Source organism: Methylobacterium sp. J-068 (genome assembly GCF_022829445.1).
Classification (GTDB): Bacteria; Pseudomonadota; Alphaproteobacteria; order Rhizobiales; family Beijerinckiaceae; genus Methylobacterium.
Genome location: NZ_JAKSXY010000095.1, coordinates 84,455 through 106,713, shown reverse-complemented (window position 1 = coordinate 106,713; position 22,259 = coordinate 84,455). Strand labels below are relative to the sequence as shown.

At 72.5% G+C, this 22,259-nt stretch carries 18 protein-coding genes; 10 read left to right on the top strand and 8 right to left on the bottom strand.

All coding sequences use genetic code 11. The annotated features are described in order from the left end of the window. Positions 1-12 precede the first annotated feature (12 nt). Positions 13-1,224, top strand: coding sequence for an FAD-dependent monooxygenase (locus tag MKK54_RS16060; RefSeq protein WP_244012194.1), 1,212 nt, complete (start codon positions 13-15; stop codon positions 1,222-1,224). A 19-nt stretch (positions 1,225-1,243) separates the two neighbouring features. On the opposite strand, the gene MKK54_RS16055 is transcribed toward MKK54_RS16060, so the two are convergent. Next, positions 1,244-2,506, bottom strand: a complete 1,263-nt coding sequence (locus MKK54_RS16055; RefSeq protein ID WP_244012193.1) for a patatin-like phospholipase family protein — start codon at positions 2,504-2,506, stop codon at positions 1,244-1,246. A gap of 206 nt (positions 2,507-2,712) precedes the next feature. Here MKK54_RS16055 and MKK54_RS16050 point away from each other — a divergent pair, with 206 nt between their 5' ends. Further along, positions 2,713-3,765, top strand: coding sequence for an HpcH/HpaI aldolase/citrate lyase family protein (locus MKK54_RS16050; RefSeq protein ID WP_244012192.1), 1,053 nt, complete (start codon positions 2,713-2,715; stop codon positions 3,763-3,765). Positions 3,766-3,843: 78 nt separating this feature from the next. Then, positions 3,844-4,200, top strand: coding sequence for a heat shock protein HspQ (gene hspQ, locus MKK54_RS16045; RefSeq protein ID WP_244012191.1), 357 nt, complete (start codon positions 3,844-3,846; stop codon positions 4,198-4,200). 124 nt (positions 4,201-4,324) lie between these two features. On the opposite strand, the gene MKK54_RS16040 is transcribed toward hspQ, so the two are convergent. Next, entirely contained in the window at positions 4,325-5,104 is a 780-nt protein-coding gene (locus MKK54_RS16040; protein ID WP_244012284.1) for an invasion associated locus B family protein, read from the bottom strand. A gap of 458 nt (positions 5,105-5,562) precedes the next feature. Between MKK54_RS16040 and MKK54_RS16035 the strand changes: the two genes are divergently transcribed. Both MKK54_RS16035 and MKK54_RS16030 read left to right on the top strand, forming a co-directional pair. Then, positions 5,563-6,966 carry an AMP-binding protein gene (locus MKK54_RS16035; RefSeq protein ID WP_244012190.1) on the top strand — a complete coding sequence of 468 codons (1,404 nt, stop codon included), beginning with the start codon at positions 5,563-5,565 and terminating at the stop codon, positions 6,964-6,966. Between the two features lie 297 nt (positions 6,967-7,263). Continuing rightward, complete coding sequence (locus MKK54_RS16030) at positions 7,264-7,608, top strand: hypothetical protein (RefSeq protein WP_244012283.1); 345 nt, start codon at positions 7,264-7,266, stop codon at positions 7,606-7,608. A gap of 123 nt (positions 7,609-7,731) precedes the next feature. Here MKK54_RS16030 and mfd read toward each other — a convergent pair whose 3' ends face one another. The 6 genes from mfd to MKK54_RS16000 all read right to left on the bottom strand — a co-directional run bounded on the left by mfd (position 7,732) and on the right by MKK54_RS16000 (position 17,466). Then, on the bottom strand, positions 7,732-11,325 hold the full coding sequence (mfd, locus tag MKK54_RS16025) for a transcription-repair coupling factor (protein WP_244012189.1): 3,594 nt from the start codon (positions 11,323-11,325) through the stop codon (positions 7,732-7,734). A 513-nt stretch (positions 11,326-11,838) separates the two neighbouring features. Next, positions 11,839-12,162: a GCG_CRPN prefix-to-repeats domain-containing protein gene (locus MKK54_RS16020; protein WP_244012188.1), complete on the bottom strand. Its 324-nt coding sequence runs from the start codon at positions 12,160-12,162 to the stop codon at positions 11,839-11,841. A gap of 97 nt (positions 12,163-12,259) precedes the next feature. Then, positions 12,260-14,134 carry an acyltransferase family protein gene (locus MKK54_RS16015; protein WP_244012187.1) on the bottom strand — a complete coding sequence of 625 codons (1,875 nt, stop codon included), beginning with the start codon at positions 14,132-14,134 and terminating at the stop codon, positions 12,260-12,262. 10 nt (positions 14,135-14,144) lie between these two features. Continuing rightward, a complete protein-coding gene (locus MKK54_RS16010; RefSeq protein WP_244012186.1) occupies positions 14,145-15,320 on the bottom strand; it encodes an acyltransferase family protein in 1,176 nt (391 codons plus the stop codon). Continuing rightward, a complete protein-coding gene (locus MKK54_RS16005; RefSeq protein WP_244012185.1) occupies positions 15,317-16,630 on the bottom strand; it encodes an O-antigen ligase family protein in 1,314 nt (437 codons plus the stop codon). Before MKK54_RS16005 ends, MKK54_RS16010 begins: the two co-directional genes overlap by 4 nt. A 125-nt stretch (positions 16,631-16,755) precedes the next feature. Further along, positions 16,756-17,466 carry a DJ-1/PfpI family protein gene (locus MKK54_RS16000; RefSeq protein WP_244012184.1) on the bottom strand — a complete coding sequence of 237 codons (711 nt, stop codon included), beginning with the start codon at positions 17,464-17,466 and terminating at the stop codon, positions 16,756-16,758. Between the two features lie 59 nt (positions 17,467-17,525). On the opposite strand from MKK54_RS16000, the gene MKK54_RS15995 reads away from it, so the two are divergent. The 5 genes from MKK54_RS15995 to MKK54_RS15975 all read left to right on the top strand — a co-directional run bounded on the left by MKK54_RS15995 (position 17,526) and on the right by MKK54_RS15975 (position 22,152). Continuing rightward, a complete protein-coding gene (locus MKK54_RS15995; protein ID WP_244012183.1) occupies positions 17,526-18,572 on the top strand; it encodes a GlxA family transcriptional regulator in 1,047 nt (348 codons plus the stop codon). Positions 18,573-18,724: 152 nt separating this feature from the next. Beyond that, positions 18,725-20,455 carry an ArnT family glycosyltransferase gene (locus MKK54_RS15990; RefSeq protein WP_244012182.1) on the top strand — a complete coding sequence of 577 codons (1,731 nt, stop codon included), beginning with the start codon at positions 18,725-18,727 and terminating at the stop codon, positions 20,453-20,455. A gap of 21 nt (positions 20,456-20,476) precedes the next feature. Next, the gene (locus MKK54_RS15985; protein WP_244012181.1) at positions 20,477-21,202 is read left to right on the top strand and encodes a glycosyltransferase family 2 protein; all 726 of its coding nucleotides are present in this window, start codon (positions 20,477-20,479) and stop codon (positions 21,200-21,202) included. A gap of 4 nt (positions 21,203-21,206) precedes the next feature. Further along, positions 21,207-21,548 (top strand): lipid-A-disaccharide synthase N-terminal domain-containing protein, encoded by a 342-nt coding sequence (locus MKK54_RS15980; RefSeq protein WP_244012180.1) that lies wholly within the window; start codon positions 21,207-21,209, stop codon positions 21,546-21,548. A gap of 10 nt (positions 21,549-21,558) precedes the next feature. Continuing rightward, positions 21,559-22,152, top strand: a complete 594-nt coding sequence (locus MKK54_RS15975; protein WP_244012179.1) for a pyridoxamine 5'-phosphate oxidase family protein — start codon at positions 21,559-21,561, stop codon at positions 22,150-22,152. Positions 22,153-22,259 lie beyond the last annotated feature (107 nt).

Sequence of the window (22,259 nt, the reverse complement as noted above, 5' to 3'; positions counted from 1 at the left end):
GACCGTGAACCCGTGGTGACAGCGCCTCCGAATCCCTCCTCCTTCGCGGTCGCCGTGGTCGGTGCCGGCGCGGCGGGCCTGAGCCTCGCCCTGGCGCTCGCCCGCGCGGGCGTCGCCACGGCCCTCGTCGGCCGGCACGCCCCCGTGGCGGACGGGCGCACGGTGGCGCTCCTCGACGGGTCAGTGCGCTTCCTCGATGCCTTGGACGTCTGGCGGGTCATCGCGCCCCATGCGAGCCCGCTGGCCGAACTCCACATCGTCGACGACACCGGCAGCCTGTTCCGGCCGCCGCCGGCCCGCTTCGTGGCCACCGAGATCGGGCTCGAGGCCTTCGGCTGGAACGTGGAGAGCGCCCGCCTCGTCGAGGGGCTGCGGGCCCAGGCGCGGGCGGCCCCGAACCTCACGCTGTTCGAGCGCGACGCCGAAGGGCTCGTGGCCGGTGAGACGGAGGCGACGATCGGGCTCGCCGCGGGCGGCACCCTCGCGGCGCGCCTCGTGGTCGCGGCGGACGGTGCGCGCTCCAAGCTGCGCGAGGCCGCCGGCATCGTGCCGCGCACGTGGTCCTACCCGCAGAGCGCGATCACCACGATCCTCGCCCATGCGCGGCCGCATCGCGACGTCTCCACCGAGTTCCACACCCGGCAAGGACCCTTCACCCTGGTGCCGCTGCCGGGCGGGCAGCGCTCCAGCCTCGTCTGGGTCATGGGCGAGAGCCCGGCCAAGCGCGTGGCCGGGCTCGACGACGACGCCCTCGCCCGGGCGGTCGAGCATCAGGCGCAGGCGATGCTCGGCGCGATGCGGATCGACGGTCCGCGCGGTCTCGTGCCGATGCGGGGCCTGTCGGTGCCGAGCCCCGTGGCGCCCCGCCTCGCCCTGATCGGCGAGGCCGCGCACGTGTTCCCGCCCATCGGCGCGCAGGGCCTCAACCTGGGCCTGCGCGACGCGGCGTCCTTGCGCGACACGGTGGTGCGGGCGGTGGAGGAGGGGCGCGATCCGGGCTCGCGCGCGGCGCTCGCCGGCTTCGCGCGGAGCCGGAACCTCGATGCGCGGCTGCGTACCACGGCGGTGGATGCGCTCAACCGCAGCCTCCTCGCCAGCCTCGTGCCGGTGGACGCCCTGCGCGGGCTCGGGCTGCTCGCCATGACGACGATCGGCCCCTTGCGCCGCGTCGTCATGCGGGAGGGCGTGCTGCCGCGCCTCGGTGCGCCGAGCCTGATGCGCTGAGATTCAGCGCCGCTGAGATTCAGCGGCGGGCGACGTTCCGGACGGGCAGCTGGGCCGGCATCGGCTGCGAAGCCTGGCGGTTCACCGCTCCGGTGGCGAGGTCCGGCGGGGCCGCTCCGTCCCGGAAGGCGGTGCCGGCCCGGCCGAGGGCCACGCCGTGGGCGAACAGGGCCTTCATGTAGGTCTGATCGAAGGGCGCCGCCGAGGTCTGCCCGAAACGTCCGTCGATCTGCGCCACCTGCAGGTCGAGGCCGGTGCGCTGGGCGAAGGTCTCGCTCAGCGCGAGGGCCGCGCGCGTCTGCGCCTTGATCGCCGCCGACATCGAGCGGCCGAGCACGCTCAGGGTCGTGCGGCTGGCCATCTGGAAGTCGGGCGTCAGGCTGTTGTTCACGACGAGGTAGACCTGCCGGGTCGGCAGGGGGGCCGGGTCCCTCGCCTGCAGCACCGATTCCGGGGCGAGATAGTACGGTGCCGTCGTGCCGCCGTCGTCGTGCATCTCCTGGAAATGCTTGCCGTCCTGCGCCACCGCGTCGATCATCACGGGCGGGAACACGCCCGGCACGGCGGACGAGGCGAGGACGATCGCGCGGAACAGGGCCAGCGCCTTGGGGCCGCCCTCCTGGGCGATGGCGCCCATGTCCCAGAGCACCGGGCGCTCGCCGTCCACCGCCGTGGTCGCCACAAGGAGGCGACGGCCCTTGGCATGCTCGGCCGCCACCGCCTTGAGCAGGGCCGGCGTCACCGCCCGGTCGATCCGGCGCTTGAGGGGCCAGGTGTCGGTGAGCGCCTCGTTCGTGCCGCCGAACTCGAAGACGTCGGCGGCCGAGACCTCGGTGTAGTTCTGGCGCAGGGCCGCATCGCCGGCCGCTCCGATGAAGGCGAAGGGCGCGATCATCGCGCCGGTGCTGACGCCAGTGATGATTCCGAAATCCGGCCGCGTGCCGGCCTCGCTCCAGCCGTTGAGGAGGCCCGCCGCGAAGGCGCCGTTCTCGCCGCCGCCCGAGAGGACGAGCCAGGGCCGGTCGGCGGCGGAGGCTCCATCCACGAGGGCCCGGAACGCCGCGGCGTCGTCGCCCTGGATCCGCACCGCGGGGTTGAACCCGTCGGGGCGGGCCGTGCCGGCTTCGGCGGCCGTGAAGGCGACGCGCTCGGTCTGCTGCGCCTCGGCCTTTCGGCTCCGCTCGGCGGCGAATGTCGTCTGCGGCAGGCTCAAGGCCATCACGGCCGCGCCGAGCAGCGCCCGATGCCGGAGCCCGCTCCGCCTGATCGATGATCCGGACATGAGGTCCGTCCTTCGTGTCTGGTTGAGGTGCCCCCCCTCGACCGTAAAAACGTGACGGGGCGACCCGCGTTCCGAAGCAAACGCCCGTTCCGGTTCGAGGGCAAATGGTTTGCGTGCGCTTGCACACCTTTACGAGGAGGCCGGGCTTGAACTAACCGCAGGGGCGAGACCCCGACCGCACGGAAGAACAGGAGCCAGAGACGCCCATGAAACTGCCACGCCGCTTCTTCCAGCCGCTCGCCACCGGCGCACCGGCGCCGTTCCGCGAGCTTCCCGTCAAGCTGGAGCGGATGATCCACTTCGTGCCGCCCCACAATGAGAAGGTGCGCGCCCGCGTGCCCGAACTCGCGGCCACCGTGGACGTGGTGCTGGGCAACCTCGAGGACGCGGTGCCCGTCGATCAGAAGGAGGCCGCGCGCAAGGGCTTCGTCGCCATGGCGCAGGCCACGGATTTCGCCGCCACCGGCACCGGCCTGTGGACCCGCATCAACGCCCTGAACAGCCCTTGGATTCTCGACGACCTGTTCGAGATCGTCGCGAACGTCGGCGACAAGCTCGACGTGGTGATGGTGCCCAAGGTCGAGGGGCCGTGGGACATCCATTACATCGACCAGCTGCTCGCCCAGCTCGAGGCGCGGCACGGCGTGACGAAGCCGATCCTCGTCCACGCCATCCTGGAGACCGCCGAGGGTGTGGCCAACGTCGATGCCATCGCCTCCGCCTCGCCGCGCATGCACGGCATGAGCCTCGGCCCCGCCGATCTCGCGGCCTCGCGCGGCATGAAGACGACCCGGGTCGGCGGCGGCCACCCGGATTACCGCGTGATCGCCGACCCGACCCAGGACGGCGCCGCCCGGGCCTCCGCCCAGCAGGACCTCTGGCACTACACGATCGCGAAAATGGTCGATGCCTGCATGGCCAACGGTCTCAAGGCCTTCTACGGCCCCTTCGGCGACTTCTCGGACGGCGAGGCCTGCGAGGCCCAGTTCCGCAACGCCTTCCTGATGGGCTGCGCCGGGGCCTGGACCCTGCACCCGAACCAGGTCGCCATCGCCAAGCGGGTCTTCGCCCCCGACCCGGCCGAGGTCGCCTTCGCGGTGCGGATCGTCGAGGCGATGCCGGACGGCACGGGCGCGGTGATGCTCGACGGCAAGATGCAGGACGATGCCACCTGGAAGCAGGCCAAGGTCATCGTCGATCTCGCCAGGCTCGTCGCCGAGAAGGACCCGGAACTGGCCAGGACCTACGGTCTGGCCTGAGCTTTTTTGGCGATCCCGTCCTGTCGTCGGCGGCGCGCCGCCGATGACAACCGGGCCGAGGCGGCTTATTTCCCGATCATGACCGACACGATCACCGCCGATTCCGTGATGAGAACCGCCAAGTTCGGCCTCGGTGCCGTGGTGCGCCACCGCATCTACCCGTTCCGTGGCATCGTCTTCGACATCGATCCGGTGTTCGACAACACCGAGGAATGGTGGCTGGCGATTCCCGAGGCGGTTCGTCCGCGCAAGGACCAGCCCTTCTACCATCTGCTGGCCGAGAACGCGGAGAGCGAGTACGTCGCCTACGTCTCCGAGCAGAACCTCGTGCCCGACACCTCGGGCGAGGCCCTGCGCCATACCGGCATCCCGGAGGTGTTCGAGCGCGACGCCGACGGCCACTACCGGATGCGGGGCGCCGCCCACGCGAACTGAGGGCGGCGCGGCGGACGTAAAAAAAGGCCGGGGCAATCGCCCCGGCCTGTTTCGTATCCGGTCCTCTTCCCGCCCTTCGGAGCCCGGCCGCGTGGAGCGGCCGGGGCGGGGTCGGAGACGCCGATCAGGGCTTCGGCGGGGTGGCCGCCGGGGCTGCGGCGCCGCCCGCGTTCTGCTGCTCCAGCTTCTTGCGCATGTCCTCGCTGCGCTTCTCCAGCTCGGCCTGGAGCTTCTTCTGCTGCTCTTCCAGCACCTTCGGGTCGATGGCCGGGCCGTCGAAGGCCTTGCCGAAGCCGGCGATCGGCACCGCGAACGTCACCTCGCGCTGGGTCTGGTTCTGGACGCTGACGCTGAGGGTGGTGCCCTTCTTCATCGCGTTGATGAGCTCGGGGCCGACATTGCCGGCTTCCGCGAAACAGCCGTTGGGGAAGCAGACCGCGAACTTGCCCGGGGTGGCCTGCTGGCCGTCGATGCTGAAGCGGATGCCCGGCTGCAGCAGCAGGCCCAGGGGCAGCAGGTAGCGCACCACGCGCACTTCCTGCTTCTGGGTGGGGTTCTTCATCTCGTAGACGGCGACGGCGAGAACCGGCTGGCCCTGGTCGGAGACGAAGTCGCGGGTGGTGTAGCAGACGTCGGTGTTGCTGCCCTGGTCCTTGCCGCAGACCTTGGTCCATTCCGTCTGAGCCGGATCGGACTTCACGTTGACGATCTGGGGACCGGTCTGGGCCGCGCCCGTCGGGGCGGCGGCCGGAGCGGCCGGGGCGGGCGCGGCCGGAGCCGGCGCGGCCTTGCCCTTGGGCTGCGCGAAGGCCGGTCCGGAAAGGCCCGCCAGTCCGGTGAGGCCCGCCAGGGCGAGGAACGCGGCGGCACGCAGCGGGCGCGCGGGACGGTTGGCGAAGAACATCAGCTCTGACCCCTTGGATTCGGCGTAACGGATTCGGCTCGCGGGATGCGCCTCGAAGCTGGGGCGCGGATTCGCATCGAACGGTTCGGACTTCAAGGGCGCTTCGGCCGTGGGAGCGAGGTTCCGGCGAAGGTCCGGCGGATTTCTAGGCGCCGGGCATGCCGAAATCGTCCCCTTCGACGAAAGATTTCCCTCGGGTCGAGACCATGACCGGACTGGAATGTGCCGGTGCGGCGGAAGACCCTCCGCCCCCGCCCGGCAACCCACGGACCGCACCGGTCGACGGCGCAGTCCCGCCCGAACGACTGGGCGGCCTGCTTTCCCCCCGAATGCGGCGAAGACATGACACCGCTGCCGTCGCGCGTCGCGCGCGAACCGCGACCGGAGCCCGGCGCCGCCGCTTAAGGCCGGCTTAACCCTAAGGCTTCATCAACGACGGGTAGCGGGAGTCAGCGCACGTGCCGGCGCAGCAAGCAGCCCATCTTCTCGAGTCCGTCCGCGCCGGGATTCCCCTGTCCAGGGTCGGGGCCCTGGCCGGGACGGGCGGCCCGATGCGGCACCCGGCCGCGCAAGGTCCTGTGTCTCAAGGTTCGGTGACTCAGGGGTCGGCATCGCAAGGTTCGGCGCCGGAAGGCCCGGACGGCGTTCGGGCGCCGCCCCGGGCGCAGCGCCTCTGCACCCTGCTGGCGGCCACGGCCCATGCCCACCCCCACCGCGTCGTCTTCGTCGATCCGTCGCACAAGCCGCTCTGGAGCGGGCGGCCCGCCATCACCTGGACCTATGCGGCCGCCGCCGAGATCGTCGCCCGGCTCGCCAACGGCCTGCGCGCCTGGCGCCTGGCGCCCGCGAGCCGCATCGGCATCGCGCTGGCCGGCAGCTCCGAGACCTTCCTCGCCTATCTCGCGGTGGAGGCGGCCGGGCACATCCCCTGCCTGCTTCCGCTCGGCCTCGACGAGGAGGCGCTGCTCGCCGCCGTGCAGGCGGCCGCCCTTCCCGCCGTCATCACCCAGACCCGTTTCGGACCCCTCGCGCCGGCCGAGCGCCTGTGCCGGGTCGCCGTGCGCTATTTCGGCCTTCGCTACCTCGCCGCCTTCGGGCCGGACGTGCCGGACGGGGTGATCAACCTCGATGCGATGGCCCTCGACCAGGCAGGCGGCCCCTTCGCGGCCGGGCCCGGCGGCCTGATCAGCTTCGCGGCCGGCGACCCGGCGCGGCCCGTCCATCGCAGCGGCGACGCGCTGCTCGCCGCCATCGCGGTCTACCTCGTCACCGCCCGCGTGCTGCCGGGCGACCGCATCCTCAACCTGCTGCCGCAGAGCGACCTGCGCGGCCTCGTCAGTGGCCTCGGAGCGGCCCTGGTCGCGGGCGCCGGCGTCGAGACGCTGCCGGTCTTCGAGGGGCGCAGCTTCGCCGCCGCCCTCGAACGGCCCGTCGCGACCCGGCTCGTCGTGCCCGCCGCCCTGGAGCGGAACCTCGCCGCCAGCCGCCTGCCCGGGACCCTGGATTCCATCGTCCTCGCGCACCGCGCCCCGGGCCGCCTCGGCCAGCGCTGGCTCACCCCGCGGCCGAGCCGACCGATCGTGGACGTGGTCGCCTTCGACGAGACCGCGCTGCTCACCGGCGCGCGTGAGGCCAACGATGTCGCCCTCACGCTGACCCAGCCCGAGCGCGGGCCGCTGTTCTCGACCCTCATGGCCCTGCGCCGGGATGCCGACGGACGCCTCGCCTTCCGGGGCCGGGCCTGCCACGCCGGGGCGCTGCAACGCGATATCGCGATCCCCGAGATGGCCGATGCGTGGACGGCCTCGTCCTTCGCGAGCGGGGTCGAGGACGACCGGACCCTGGCGATCCGCCGCGCCTGACGCGTCATCCTCCCGTCATCGCGAGCGGGGTCCGGAATTCCGGCCGGGTCGGCGCGCCGGCTCCGTCGTGATCGCAGCGCGGCGGGCGGGATTGACGGGCCGGCGCAGGGGCTTGCGTCGGATGTCGGTGGTCCTTCGCCGATCGGATGATGCGACGCACCGAATCGGTTCATCCTTCGGTCAGACGTGTAACGGCAAGGTCATCGTCGGAACGTGGCCGGCGAACCAACCGCCTCCATGTGTGTTGTCACACGGGTCTCTTCCCAAGGGACGATGGATGGGCTAGCACTGATGCTCATGGGTGCGCTGCAACAAGTTCTCGTTGTCGACGATGGCCACCGTGCCATCGATCATTCGCTCGCCGCCGAGCTCGCGGAGCTCGGTTACGCGAGCGTCACCGCATCCCTCGAGGCGGCGCACGACGTGCTCGCGGTGATCGCGCGCCCGGCCGCGATCCTGCTCCAGGCCTCCTCCCGCCGCGATCCGGCCCATGCCCAGCTCTCCGAGCGCCTGCGCGAGCAGATGCGCCAGGCCGGCATCCCCGTGATCGTGGTGGATGAGGTGATGGCGCGCCGTTCGGGCACGTTCATCGACCTGCAGAGCCAGATCGGGCCCTACGTCCTCAATCAGCCCGATCTCTGAAAGCGACGGTCGAGCCGAGCGGCGCAAACCGTTTTCACGGCAGGATTTTCTCGAAGGGGCGCGCCGGATGGCGCGCCCCTTCGCGTTTCGAGCCCTTCGCGTTTCGGAGATCGCGCCGCCCGCCTATGCGGCCTTCTTGCGCCGGGCGATGGTCGAGAGGCTGCGCAGGATCGTGGTCGTGACCTTGAGGCGGTCCGGGATGGTGTCGAGCTCGCGGATGAACACGATGCTCATGTCCGGGCGGACCTTGGCGAAGGAGGCCTGCTCGGCCACGTAGGTCACCAGCCCCTGCGGGTTGGCGAAGGCCTTGTCGCGGAAATGCACGACGACGCCCTTCGGCCCGGCCTCGACCTTCTCCACGTTGGTGTCGCGGCACAGAATCTTGATGGTGACGATCTTGAGGAGCTGCTCCACCTCGGGAGGCAGCGGCCCGAACCGGTCGATGAGCTCGGCGCCGAAGCTCTCCATCTCGGCGTCGTTCTCCAGCGTCGAGAGCCGGCGATAGAGCCCGAGGCGGACGGTGAGGTCCTCGACGTAGTCCTCCGGGATCGTGACGGGGGCGCCGAGCGCGATGGTGGGCGACCAGGCCTCCGCCACCGGCTCGTCGATGCCGGCCTTCAGGGCGGTGACCGCGTCCTCCAGCATCTGCTGGTAGAGTTCGTAGCCGACCTCCTTGATGTGGCCCGACTGGGCGTCGCCGAGCAGATTGCCGGCGCCCCGGATGTCGAGGTCGTGGGAGGCGAGCTGGAAGCCCGCCCCCAGGGTGTCGAGGGTCTGGAGCACCTGGAGCCGCTTCTCCGCCTGCACCGTGAGGGTGCGGTTGGCCGGCGTCGTGAACAGGGCGTAGGCCCGGGCCTTGGCGCGCCCGACGCGGCCGCGCAGCTGGTAGAGCTGGGCGAGGCCGAACATGTCGGCCCGGTGGACGATGAGGGTGTTGGCGGTGGGGATGTCGAGGCCGGATTCGACGATGGTGGTGGAGAGCAGCACGTCGAACTTGCCCTCGTAGAAGGCCGTCATCACGTCCTCGAGCTGGCCCGCCGCCATCTGGCCGTGGGCCACCGCCACCTTGGTCTCGGGCATCTCGGTGTCGAGGAAGCGCTTGACCTCGGCCAGATCCTCGATGCGCGGGACCACGTAGAAGGACTGCCCGCCGCGATAGCGCTCGCGCAGCAGGGCCTCGCGGATGAGGAGCGGATCGAACGGCGTCACGAAGGTGCGCACGGCCAGGCGGTCCACCGGCGGCGTCGCGATGATCGAGAGTTCGCGAACCCCCGTCATGGCGAGCTGCAGCGTGCGCGGGATCGGCGTCGCCGACAGGGTGAGCACGTGGACATCCGCCTGGAGCGCCTTGAGGCGCTCCTTGTGGGCGACGCCGAAATGCTGCTCCTCGTCGACGATGATCAGGCCGAGATCCTTGAAGGCCACGGCCTTGGCCAGCAGCGCGTGGGTGCCGACCACGATGTCGACGGTGCCGGCGACGAGCCCGTCGCGCACCCGCTTCATCTCGGTGTTGGACACGAAGCGCGACATCTGGGCGACCTCCACGGGCAACCCCTTGAAGCGCTCGGCGAAGGTCCGGTAGTGCTGGCGCGCCAGGAGGGTGGTGGGCACCACCACCGCCACCTGCTTGCCGCCGAGCGCGCCCGCGAAGGCGGCGCGCAGGGCCACCTCGGTCTTGCCGAAGCCGACATCGCCGCAGACGAGGCGGTCCATCGGGCGGCCCGCGTTGAGGTCGGTGAGCACCGCGTCGATGGCGTTGGCCTGGTCCTCGGTCTCGTTGAAGGCGAAGCGCGCCGCGAACTCGTCGTAGAGGCCCTCCGGCGCGTGCAGGCGCGGGGCCTGGCGCACGAAGCGCTCGGCCGCGACCCGGATGAGCTGGCCGGCCATCTCGAGGATGCGCTTCTTCATCTTGGCCTTGCGGGCCTGCCAGGCGCCGCCGCCGAGACGGTCGAGGGCGACCTCCGCGTCCTCCGAGCCGTAGCGCGTCAGGAGCTCGATGTTCTCAACGGGGAGCAGCAGCAGGCCGCCGGCATACTGGATCTCCAGGCAATCGTGGGGGGCGCCCGCCGCCGTCACGGTCTTGAGGCCGACGAAGCGCCCGATGCCGTGGTCGGCATGGACCACGAGGTCGCCGGGCTGGAGCGCCTGCACCTCCAGGATGATGTCCTGCGGGCGCTTGGCCTTGCGCTTCTGGCGCACCAGCCGGTCGCCGAGGATGTCGCCCTCCGAGATCACCGCGAGCCGGTCGACGACGAACCCGGATTCCAGGCCCCAGACCGCCACCGCCACGTCGGTGCCGCGCTTCAACGCGTTCACGGCGGCCAGCGTGTTGATGGCGACGGGCTTCTTGAGGCCGTGGTCGCCGAGCACCGCGCAGAGCCGGTCGCGCGAGCCGTCGGACCAGGATCCCAGGATCACGTGATGACCGGATCCCTGGAGGTCCCGCACGTGCGCGACCGCCGCGTCGAAGACGCTGGCGGATTCCTCCGCGCGCTCGGCCGCGAAGCTGCGGCCCTGGCGGCCCTCGCAATCGATGGTGGCGCGTTCCGGGCTCTCGGGCATGGAGAAGGGCGAGAGCCTGGCGACCGAGGCCGCCGCCACCCGGTCGCGCCACTCGTTCGGGGTGAGGTAGAGGGCGGAGGGCTTGAGCGGCTTGTAGGGCGCGACCCCCGGGGAGGGCGCCTTCATCGCCTCGGCGCGGGCGTCGTAATAGTCGCGGATCAGGGTCAGGCGCTCGGCCGCCGCCTCGTCCACCTGCGCGTCGAAGACCATCGGCACGCCCGCCACGTAGTCGAACAGCGTGTCCAGCCGGTCGTAGAACAGCGGCATCCAATGCTCGAGGCCGGCGTAGCGCCGGCCCTCGCTGATCGTTTCGTAGAGCCGGTCGTCGCGGGTGGCCGCGCCGAAATTCGAGACGTAGCCCTGGCGGAAGCGCCGGATCGTCTCGGTGGTGAGCTGCACCTCGCTCATCGGCACGAGGTCGAGGGAGCGCAGCTGCCCGATGGTGCGCTGGGTCTCGGGGTCGAAGGCGCGGATCGATTCGAGGGTGTCGCCGAAGAAGTCGAGGCGGATCGGGTTCGGCAGTCCGGGCGGCGACAGGTCGAGGATGCCGCCGCGCACCGCATATTCACCGGTGTCACGCACCGTCCCCGTGCGCAAAAATCCGTTGGCCTCGACCCAGGCGGTCACGGTGTCCATCGGCACCACGTTGCCGATCGCCGCCGAGAACGTCTCCACCGCGATCTTCTCCCGGGGAGGCACCCGCTGAATCAGGGCGTTGACCGTGGTGCAGAGGATGCGCGGCTGCTCCTCCGAGGAGCGCGAGCGGGCGAGCCGCGAGAGGGCGGTCATGCGCTGGGCCGCGATGGCGCCGTTGGGCGAGACCCGGTCGTAGGGCTGACAGTCCCAGGCCGGCACGCTCATCGCCTCGATCTCGGGGGCGACGAACTTCAGGGCGTTGACGAAGGCGGCCGAGCGCCCGGAATCGCGCGCCACGTGGACCAGCACCGCCGGTCCCTCGACGTCGCGGCTGAGCGCGCGGGCGAGGTCCGCCACGACCACCGCGTCGAATCCCTCCGGCACGTTGGCGAGCGTCGGGCTGTCGCCGCGCTTCAGCGCGTCGAGGGCCCGGGCCAGCGCCCCGGATTTCGGCAGGGCGAAGCGCGCCGTCTGGGGTTTCGGGGCTGGCGCGGGAGCTTTGGGCTGAGGTTTTGCCATCGGGTCGGGGTTTTGAACTCGTGCTGTGTCGGGCCGGAACCGTCCGGTCCGTCCGGCCTCGTCGTCTGAAAGGACCGCCTCGGCCGCCGCGACGGCGGGGTCGGCCGCCCTCCGGGCGCAGGACCGTATGTATCCGTGCGCCCGGTCCTTACCAGACCCGCGCGACGCCGTACCGGCGTTAACGCACGCCCCCGCGTTGATCCGGCGCAACGCTCGGCGCCTCCCCGCTCCCACGCGGTTTCGCCCCCGCGCGCGATCCCGCGCCGGGGGCATGGCCCGCGAGGACACGCCGAACGGGGACGCGGGACGCCGCGTAAACCCAACCGTCGCGCCGTCATGTTGCCGGGTTCCCGCCGCCCCCGGCCCGCTGGTCGGTCTCCGGTCGGGCTCCCGATTCGGGCCGGGCGGCAGGTCCGGGGCTACAGGCCGGGGATAGGAATTTCATCGAGAAAAGGACACGGGCGGGATGCGGGCGGCGCGGGGCCGCCCGCATCCCGCCGGCAGGCGTGGTGGCTAGAAGAAGGGCCCGTAGAGCGGACGCGGACGGTAATAGCCGTAGCGCGGTCCGTAGAACGGCCGGGGTCCGTAGAACGGGCGCGGCCGGGCGTAGCCGTAGGGGCGGTACATCGGCCGGCAGTAGCCGAACCGGTTCGGGATGAAGCCGGGGCCGCAGCCATAGGCGACGGTCTCCACGGCGGCACCCGCCGGGGTGGCGGCGGGGGCCGGGGCGATCGGGGCGGCCTGAGCGGCAAAGGCGAGGCCGATGCCGCCGGCGAGGGTCAGCGCCGCCGCGAGGGATTTCACCGGCGCTTTCACGAGCGAGACATTCACGGACATGGAACCATGACCTTCTGCTGTTGTCCGAATCCGGCCTCGCGAGGGCCGGACGGGCGAAACCTGCCCGCGGACGTCTGAACGCACGCTGACGGGATCTTCAGGGCGCCAGGGCCGCATGCAGGGGCCGGAGCAGCGGAAAATAGGCCCGCACCGCCCGGTCGCTGCCGGCGGCCGAGAAGTGGCCGTAATCCACGAACAGATCGGTGCCCTCGGCCCGGTAGCGGCACAGGGGCGGGGTGCAGAAATAGGCTTCCGGATCGATGAGGCCGGCGCCGGGCGCCAAGGCCCGCAGGGTCTCGGCCTCCCGGTGCCCGGACCGGGCGAACCAGGCGGCCGAGCCGTCGTTCCGGGTTCCGGCGCCGCGCGCGCCGAGGAGCGCGACGTCGAAGGCGAAGAGCGGCGAGGGGCCGATGAGCGAGACCGAGACCCCCGCCACGCGCAAACGCGCCAGGGTGTCGGGCAGGCTCGCCAGGGCGCGGGGCGGAACGAGGTCCCAGCGCGCGGCCAGCACCACGTGGTCGACCCCGTGCGCGCGGATCACCTCGGGCAGGCGGGCGTTGAAGGCCGCGCAGTCTGGATGGGCGCGGGAGCGGTAGGCGAGGAGCGGCGGGCAGCCGGCGGCGGTGTATTGCAGGATGTCGTGGCTCAGGGCGCCGGCGTTCCGCGCCAGACCGGGCATGTAGTGGGCTGCGAAGGAATCGCCCCAGAGCAGGGCGGTGCGCCCGGTGCCGGTGGCGAGCCGGCAGGCCTCCCCGGCCCAGGCGGACGGGTCCTGGTTCTCGAGGAAGCAGCGCCCGCCCCGCCACGCCTCCCGCTCCAGGGCGGCCAGCGATGTCGCCGCCGGGTCCGCCCCGCGCGCCCAGGCTCCCACGGCGAGGCCGAGGGCGGCGCTGGCCATGAGCGCCGCGCCCGTGCGGCGGAACAGGACGGTCCGGGGCACGGGCCGCGCGGGGTACCGGAACGGCGTTTCGATCCAGCGCCGGCCCGCATAAGCGAGGAGACCGCAGGCCGCCATCAGGGCCACGGTCTCGAGGCCGGTGGGGTCGCGCAGCAGCGCGTAGCGCGTGAGCACGATCAGCGGCCAATGCACCATGTAGAGCGCGTAGGACGCGAGCCCGACGGCGACGCAGGGGCGCGCCGCCAGCAGGGTCCCGACGCGGCTGGGTCCGGAGGCGCCCGCCAGGATGATCAACGCCGCCCCGAGGCAGGGCGGCACGGCGCCGAGGCCGGGGAAGGGCGTCGCCTCGTCGTAGCTCAGCATGGGCACCAGGATGAGCGCGAGCCCGGCCGCGGCCAGCCCCTCGCGCGGCGCGCGCGCCGGAACCAGCCCGGGCCGGAGGAAGGCGAGCAGGCCGCCGAGGAGCAGTTCCCAGGCGCGCGTCGGCAGCAGGTAGAAGCTCGTCGTCGGCGCGCGCGGGGTGAGCCAGAGGCTGAGCGCGAACGAAGCCAGGGCCCCGGCGAGCAGGATCGCGGCCGCGGGGCGTCGGCTCCGGCCGTGAGGCCGGCGCAGCAGCACCGGCAGCAGCAGGGGAATGAAGAGGTAGAACTGCTCCTCCAGCGAGAGCGACCAGGTGTGGAGCAGGGGCCGGGTCTGGGCGGCGACGTCGAAATAGCTCGAGCTCTTCCAGAAATAGAGGTTTGAGACGAACCCGGCGGAGGCGGCGATGCTGCGCGCCAGATCGGCCAGCGCTGGCGCCGGAAGCAGCAGGGGGGCGGCCAGCGCGGTGCCCAGGAGGGTCGCGGCCAGCATCGGCAGGATGCGGCGGATGCGCCGCTCGTAGAACCCCGCCACGGTGAAGTGCCCGGCCTCGACGTCGGCGAGGATCTTGGCGGTGATGACGTAGCCCGAGATGACGAGGAACACGTCGACCCCGACGAAACCGCCGCTCAGCGCGGGCATTCCGGCATGGAAGGCCAGGACCACCAGCACCGCGAGTGCGCGCAGGCCGTCGATGTCGGGGCGGTAGACCATTCGGGTCGGCTCAACCGGCGGGAAGGGGCGCGGCCTCGCCCGAGGTCCGGCGCAGGATGCGCCGGCGCGCCGGTTCCTCGACGCCGAGATGCAGCGCGAGACTGAGCGCCAGGGCCAGCGCGGCGGCGAGGCCCGCCCCGAGCCAGGGCAGGGCGGCGAGCCGGCCCCCGAGGGCGGCCCGGTCGAGGCTGTTCACGAGGGCGTAGACCGGGGAATGCACGAGGTAGAGCGCGAAGGAGATCCGGCCGAGGAAGACGAACCACGGGCTCACCAGGGGGCCGGAGCGGATCTGCGCGCCGGCCAGGATCAGCGGCGCCCAGGCGAGCGCGGTGAGCCCGTTGTGCAGGAGCGCCTCGGGCAGGCGCGGCGCCGCCGCGATGAGCGCGAGGGCGGAGAGCGTGGACAGGCCGAGGAGCGCCGGGGTCGCCATCCGCATCCGCGTCCAGGCCGCGTAGAGGAGCAGGCCGGCCACGAATTCCGGCAAGCGCAGCAGGGGATTGTACTTGATCGCCTGGGCCAGCAGCACCGGCCCGGCGCCCGCCTCGGGTGAGATCAGCGAGAGGCCGGGCGCGTAGCGCGCCCAGGCGAGGATGGCGGCAGCGCTCATTGCGCCCCAGGCGCCGAGGGTGAGGAGCGCGACGCGGCCCGGTGCCCGCAGGGCGAGGGGCAGCAGGAGCGGAAACAGCGCGTAGAAGAACAGTTCGGCCGAGACCGACCAGCTCGGGCAATCGAGGGCGCAGGCGGCGCCCGGCACCCAGGCGTGGAGGCCGAGCGGCGCGAGGATTCCGCTCGCGGCCATCAGGCCCTGGAGGGGGGGCGCTGATTTCATGACCCAGGCGGCGAACCAGGGCAGGCTGAGGGCGAGGCAGACGAGGTAGACGGGGTAGATCCGGGCCACCCGCGCCCGGCCGAAGCGGGCGAGGGCGGCGCGGTCGGACAGGTCCACCGCGTGATAGTTGTAGGCCAGGATGAAGCCCGAGAGCAGGAAGAAGAACGTCACCCCGGAATAGCCGAGGCCGATCACGGCCGGGGGGGCGGCCCCGGGGAAGAAGAAGCCGGCGTAGTGGAACACCAGGACATAGGCGGCGGCCACGAAGCGCAGGGCCGTGAGCGCCCGCAGCGGGGCGACTGGCGGATGGGCCCGGCTCGGCGGCAGGGGCGGCCCCGCATCCGGCACGCGCCTCATCGCGGGGCGGCCTCGATCAGCCGCGCCCCGGCGGAGAAGCGCAGGCCGAGCACCGCGACGCAGAGCAGGAAGAACAGCGTGTTGGTGGCCTGGTAGAACACGGATTCGAACACCGCGACCATCAGGCCGAACAGCCAGATCCGCAGGAACAGCATCGCGAGCGGGTCGAGCTGGCCGCGCTCGCGCCGGCGGGCCTGAAGATCGGACAGGGGCGCCAGCACCAGCCACCACACCGTGAAGGCGAGGCCCGGCAGGCCGTTCTCGAGGGCCGTGTTGAGGTAGCCGTCATGCGCGTCGGTGGCGCGGTTGACCCAGGTCGTCGCGTCGGCGCCGCCGCCGTAGAACACGCTCTCCCAGAAGGCGCCGTAGCCGAAGCCCGTGATGGGCTTCTTGGCGATGTTCTCGAGCGCGAAGGTCCAGATCTCGGTGCGGCCGGTATAGGTCGGGTCCGAGGTCAGGCTCGCGACCGCCGCCCCGATGGCCGGCACCATCACCGAGCCCACCGTCGCGACGAGCAGCAGCGCCAGGGGGCCGAGGAGCACGAGCCGGCGCCAGTTGCGCGAGCCCGAGAGGGTGCAGGCCCAGCTCAGCCCGAGCACCGCCGGGGTCATGGCCAGGGAGGTCTTGGCGTTGGTGAAGACGAGGAAGACGGCCGCCAGCACCACGACCAGGGTGCCGGGCACCCGCCGGCCCATCGCGGCCCAGAACAGGCCGACGATGACGTAGAGGCCCATGGCCGCGCCCGCGCCGTTCTTGTGCGCGTAGACGCCGCGCCAGCTCCCCGCATGCTCGGGCTCGATCAGGTCGAGGGCCGTGTGCATGGCGCGCTCGGGCACGAGGACGAGGCCGAGATAGCAGAGGACGAGGACGAGGAGCACGCTCCCGCCGAGCACGTCGGCGAACTGGCGCGCGTCGCGGGCGAGCACCAGCACGCTCACCACCCCGCCGAACATGATGAAGAGCGAGATCAGGCGGCGCGCCGAGACGGCGGGCTCGATCGAGAGCGCGGTGGAGACGCAGATCCAGCCGAGCATCGCCAGGATCGGCAGGGTGGCGAGCGGGCGCAACGCCTCCCGCCCGCGCCAGGCCAGCACGGCGACCGAGGCCGCGCCCAGGATCAGGAACAGCACCTGGTTGACGAGGTTGCCGCCCGCGCGGGAGGCCGCGTTCTCGGCCGCCGTCCCGTCGAGGAACGGATCGGCGCCGATCAGGACGAAGAGGAGGATCGCGCCCATCGTCGCGACGCGCACGGCGTCGGGCAGGTCACCCCGCGCCGCCGCGCCCGAATCGGAGGCGAGGCCCATCGTCATGGTTCACTCCCGCGCTGAGGGCCGGCAGACGATCCATCGTCCCATGCCGGGCGCCCCGGCCGATAGACGCGCAGAATACTTTCGAAGCTGCAAAGATCGCGAACCGACGAGAGCCGTGGGCAGGCTCACCCCGCCGGCCCGTCGCGCCAGGATACGATCCCGGTCGCCCCGGTGATCGCCCGCACGATCCGCTCGCGCTCGGCCCGGCTGGCGGCGAGGCGGGTCCGGGCGGCGGCGAGCACCGCGGGGTCGGCGGTGGCGGGCGTGCCGGCGCCGAAGGGCGGGGCCGGCGCGTATTCGAGGCCGAGCTGGATGCCCTCGGCCGCCGGCCGTCCGCAGAGTTCGGCCGCGAGGGTGAGGGCGAAGTCGATCCCGGCGGTGACGCCGCCCCCGGTGACGAGGTTGCCGTCGCGCACCACCCGCTCGGCCACCGGGATCGCCCCGAAGGCGGCCAGCAGATCGAGGGCGGCCCAGTGGGTGGTGGCCCGCCGTGCCCCGAGCAGGCCCGCCGCGCCGAGGACCAGCGCGCCGGTGCAGACGGATGTGACGTAGCGGGCGTTCCGCCCCTGCGCGCGCACGAAGTCGAGCACGCCCGCGTCCTGCATCAGCGCGTTCACGCCGAGGCCGCCCGGGATGCAGAGCACGTCGAGGGCCGGACAATCCGCCATCCGCATCGTCGGGGTGAGCACGAGGCCGGTGGCGCTGATCACCGGGTCCGGCCCGGCCGCCACGAGGTGAACCCGGGCGCCGGGGATTCCGACGAACACCTCGTAGGGCGCGGTGAGGTCGAGCTGCTGAACGTTCGGAAAGGTGAGGAGGCCGATCTCGAGGGCCATCGTGGATGCTCCGTCAGGTCTGGACAGGCACGACCCTAATCGAACACGATCCGGCAGATATGACGAAGACCCCTCGTTTCCTGCCAGACGTCGCCGATACGCCCCGCCGCATCGAGATCCTGGCCTTCGCGGATGTCCAGCTCCTGGACGTGGCGGGACCGCTCCAGGTCTTCGCCACCGCCAACGACCTGGCGGCGCCCGGCCGGCCGCCCTACGCCCCGCGCCTCGTGGCGGCGCGGGACGGCCGGGTCCGCAGCTCCGCCGGGCTCGACCTCGCCGGGGAGCCGCTTCCGCCCGCGGACCGGCCCCTCGACACGCTGCTGGTGGCGGGCGGGCGCGGCGTCACGGACGCGGCGGCGGGCGACCTGCCCGGCTGGATCGCCGCCCGCGCGCCCCGGGCCCGGCGCGTGGCCTCGGTCTGCACCGGCGCTTTCCTCCTCGGCGCGGCGGGCCTTCTCGACGGGCGCCGGGCGGTGACGCACTGGACCCACTGCGCCGAGCTCGCGCGGCGTTACCCGAACATCCGCGTCGAGCCCGACCCCATCTTCATCCGCGACGGCGCGGTCTGGACCTCCGCCGGGGTGACGGCGGGGATCGACCTGGCGCTGGCCCTGGTGGAGGCCGATCTCGGCCGGGCGGCGGCCCTGGCCGTCGCCCGGCACCTCGTGGTGTTCCTCAAGCGCCCGGGGGGCCAGGCCCAGTTCAGCACCGTCCTGGCGCTCCAGGTCCTGTCGCCCGAGGCGGGGGCCGCGCGCTTCGAGCCGCTGCACGCCTGGATCGCCGAGCACCTGGCCGAGGAGCTCACGGTCGCGCGCCTCGCCGAGGTCGCCGGCATGAGTCCGCGCGGCTTTGCCCGCCATTACCGCGCGGCCACGGGCCTGACCCCCGCGCGCGCCCTGGAACGCCTGCGCGTCGAGGCGGCGCGCGGGCTCCTGGCCGAGACCGCGCTCCCGGTGAAGCGGGTGGCCGAGCGCTGCGGCTTCGGCTCCGAGGAGACCCTGCGGCGCAGCTTCTTCCGGCACGTCGCGGTGACCCCGGCGGCCTATCGCGGGCGGTTCCGCGCGCGCGGGGAGGGCGCGCCGGAACGGGAGGCCAGCCAGGATTGAGCACGCGCGGGATTTGACATTCCGGGCCGCATCATCGACACCGCCCGCCTCGCGGCATCGACCGGAATCATCGACCGGGTTCCCGGGCGGATTCCCGGGCCGAGTGCCGGCCCGGAGCCGCGTATGTCCCGCCTGACGGCCCATCCTTCCGCATGACCGGCCGCGCCTTCGTGCCTCGCCCGGCCCGTGGCGACGCCTTCGTGTTTCCGGACGCCATCCTGGCCGCCGCGACCCGGAGCCATGCCCGGGCCTGCGCGATCCTGGTGGCGCTCTGCCTCGTCTGCTTCCTGCCCGGGCTCAGTTCGCTCCAGCCCATGGACCGGGACGAGCCGCGCTTCGCCCAGGCCTCGAAGCAGATGCTGGAGACCGGCGACCTCGTCGACATCCGCTTCCAGGGCGAGGCCCGGCACAAGAAGCCGGTGGGGATCTACTGGGCGCAGGCGGCTTTCGTCGGCGCCGCCGAGGCGCTCGGCGTGCCGAACGCCCGCACCACCATCGGCCTCTACCGCATCCCCTCCCTCCTCGGCGCCATCGGGGCGGTGCTCCTCACCTACTGGTCGGCCCTGGCCTTCCTGCCCCGGCGCGGCGCCGTGCTCGCCGCCGCCCTGTTCGGGGCCTGCGTGGTGCTCTCGGCCGAGGCGCGCCTCGCCAAGACCGACGCGCTCCTCTGCGCCTGCGCGGTCGCGAGCTTCGGGGGCCTCGCCCGGGCGTGGCTCCGGCGGGCGGGCACCGGTCCCGACGCGCCGCGCCTCGACACCGTCACGGTGCTGGCCTTCTGGCTCGGGCTGGCGTTCGGCATCCTGATCAAGGGGCCGATGGTGCCGCTGTTCTGCGGCCTGCCGGCCCTGATCCTCTCCCTCCGGTCCGGCTCCGGCCGCTGGCTCGGTGTCCTGCGGCCGGGTCTCGGCCTGGCCCTCACCCTGGTGATCGTGGCGCCCTGGTTCCTCGCCATCACCTGGAAGAGCGGCGGCGCCTTCTACGGTGAGGCGGTCGGCCACGACATGCTGAGCAAGGTGCAGGGCGGCTCGGAGAAGCACTTCGCCCCGCCGGGCGCCTACCTGCTGGTGTTCTTCGGCACGTTCTGGCCCGGCGCGGCGTTTGCCGCCCTGAGCGCGCCCTTCGCCTGGGGCCATCGCCGCGACCCTGCCATCGCCTTCCTCCTCGCCTGGATCGTGCCGACCTGGATCCTGTTCGAGATCGTGCCGACGAAGCTGCCGCACTACGTGCTGCCGCTGATGCCGGCCATCGCCATCCTCACCCTGCGGGCGCTCGCCGCCGGGGCGCTCCACCCCGAGCGCCGGGGCGCGCGCCTCACCGCCGGCCTCGTGGTGCTGATCCCGGTCGGGCTCACGCTGGGCCTCTCGGCCTTCGCCTGGGTCTACGACCGGACCCTGCCTCTGGCCGGGTTGCCGCTGCTGCTGGCCGCCTGCGCCGTGGCGGCCCTGGCCTGGGCGGCGTTCGCGAAGGGCTTGCCCGAGCGGGCCCTCGGCCTCGGCATCCTGGCCTCGATGCTGCTCTCGCCCGCCGTGTTCGGCCTGACCCAGCCGGTGATCGCCGCCCTCAAGGTCTCGCCGCGTCTGGCCGCGATCCGCGATGCCCTGCCCTGTCCGCATCCCCGCGTGGCGAGCCTCGGCTACCGCGAGCCGAGCTTCGTCTTCCTGATCGGAACGGACCTGGCCATGCTGGGCACGGGCGCGGAGGCCGCCGATTTCCTGAAGGGCGAGGGCTGCCGCCTCGTCTACGTGGAGGGCCGGTTCGCGGCGGCGTTCGATGCCGAGGCAAAAGCCGCCGGGCTGGCGCCGAACCGGGTCGGGACGGTCTCGGGCTTCAACATCAACGGCGGGCGCCGGGTCGACCTCTCGGCCTATGCCGTCACGCCCTGACCTCTCTCGGATCGAACCCCCATGCGCCTCTCCGTGATCGTCCCGGTGAAGAACGAGGCCGGCAACATCGCGAGCCTCGTCTCCGAACTCGAGGCCGCCTGCCTGGCCCTGGCGCCCTTCGAGGTGATCTACGTCGATGACGGCTCCACCGACGGCACCGCCGAGGCCCTGGCGGCGGCGCGGCGCGGGCGGCCCTGGCTCCGGGTGCTCAGCCACGACCGCACCGCCGGCAAGGCGGCCGGGGTGCATACCGGCATCGCCGCCGCCCGCGCGCCCATCTGCGCCCTGATGGACGGCGACGGCCAGAACGACCCGGCCTTCCTCCTTCCCCTGCTGGAGGCCATCGAGGCGGGCGGCGCGCGCGTCGGCCTCGCCCAGGGGCAGCGCGTCGGGCGCAAGGACGGGCGGCTGAAGACGATCCAGTCGCGCATCGCCAACGGGGTGCGCGTGCGCATCCTCAAGGATTCCACCCGCGACACCGGCTGCGGCTACAAGCTGGTGCGGCGCGAGGCCTATCAGGCCCTGCCGTTCTTCGACGGGCTGCACCGCTTCATGCCGGCCCTCGTGTCCCGCGCGGGCTACGACGTGGTCCACCGCGACGTGATCGACCGGCCGCGCTTCACCGGCACCTCGAAATACGGCCTGTTCGACCGGCTCTGGGTCGGGCTCCTCGATCTGGCCGGGGTGTGGTGGCTGATCCGGCGCAAGCGCGTGACGCCTCGGGTCACCGACATCACCGGAGCGTGAGCCCATGCTGATCCAGCTCGCCGCGGACGTTCGAGGCTACGTCTACGACGTCTTCGTCACCCGCTTCGATGCCTGGCTGGTCTTCGGCATCCTGGCGCAGGCCGTGTTCGGCGCCCGCTTCGTGGTGCAGTGGCTCGCCTCCGAGCGGGCCGGGCGCAGCGTGATGCCGCTCGCCTTCTGGTTCCTCTCCATCGCGGGCGGGCTGATGACCCTGGTCTACGGCCTCGTGCGGCGCGAGCCCGTGATCATCTTCGGGCAGGCGCTCTCGACCTTCATCTACCTGCGCAACGTCATCCTGATCCTGCGCGAGCGCCGCGCCGCCCGCGCCGTGCCCCCGCCTCGATGATCCTGCCCCGATGACCCCGCTGCCGCCCTTCCACGACGACCTCGACGCGGCGCTGGCGCAGGTCTGGCGCCTGCTGGAGGAGGGGCCGGCGCTCCGGCGCAACGCCTTCCACATGCCGGCGCTGGCCACGGTCGACGCGGACGGGCAGCCGCAGGTGCGCACCGTGGTGCTGCGCGCGGCCGACCGCGCGGCCGGAACCTTGCGCTTCCACTGCGACCGGCGCTCGGCCAAGGCGGCCGAGATCGCGGCCTCCGGGGTCGCGGCCCTCCACGGCTACGATTCCGCCTCGAAGATCCAGATCCGCGCCGCCGGCCCGGCGACCCTCCACACCGACGACGCCCTGGCGGAGGCCGCCTGGACGGGCGCGATGGCGATGAGCCGGGTCTGCTACGGCGCCGACCCGGCCCCCGGCGCGATCCTGCCGGAGGGGCACGCCTACACCCTGCCGGATGCCGAGACGGCGCTGACGCTCGGCCGACCGAATTTCTGCGCCGCGATCCTGCGCGTGGCCCGCCTCGAATTCCTCTACCTCGACCGGCGCGGGCACCGCCGGGCCGCCTGGGAACGGGCCGACGGCTGGGCTGGGTGCTGGCTGGTGCCGTGAGGCGTAGGACTGAGAGGTAGGAGTTGATCCATACGAATCACTCCGGCACTACTTGTGTTTGTGGTCGATTCACGTTCTAGAATGAGATCTCCGCGGAGAGCATGAGC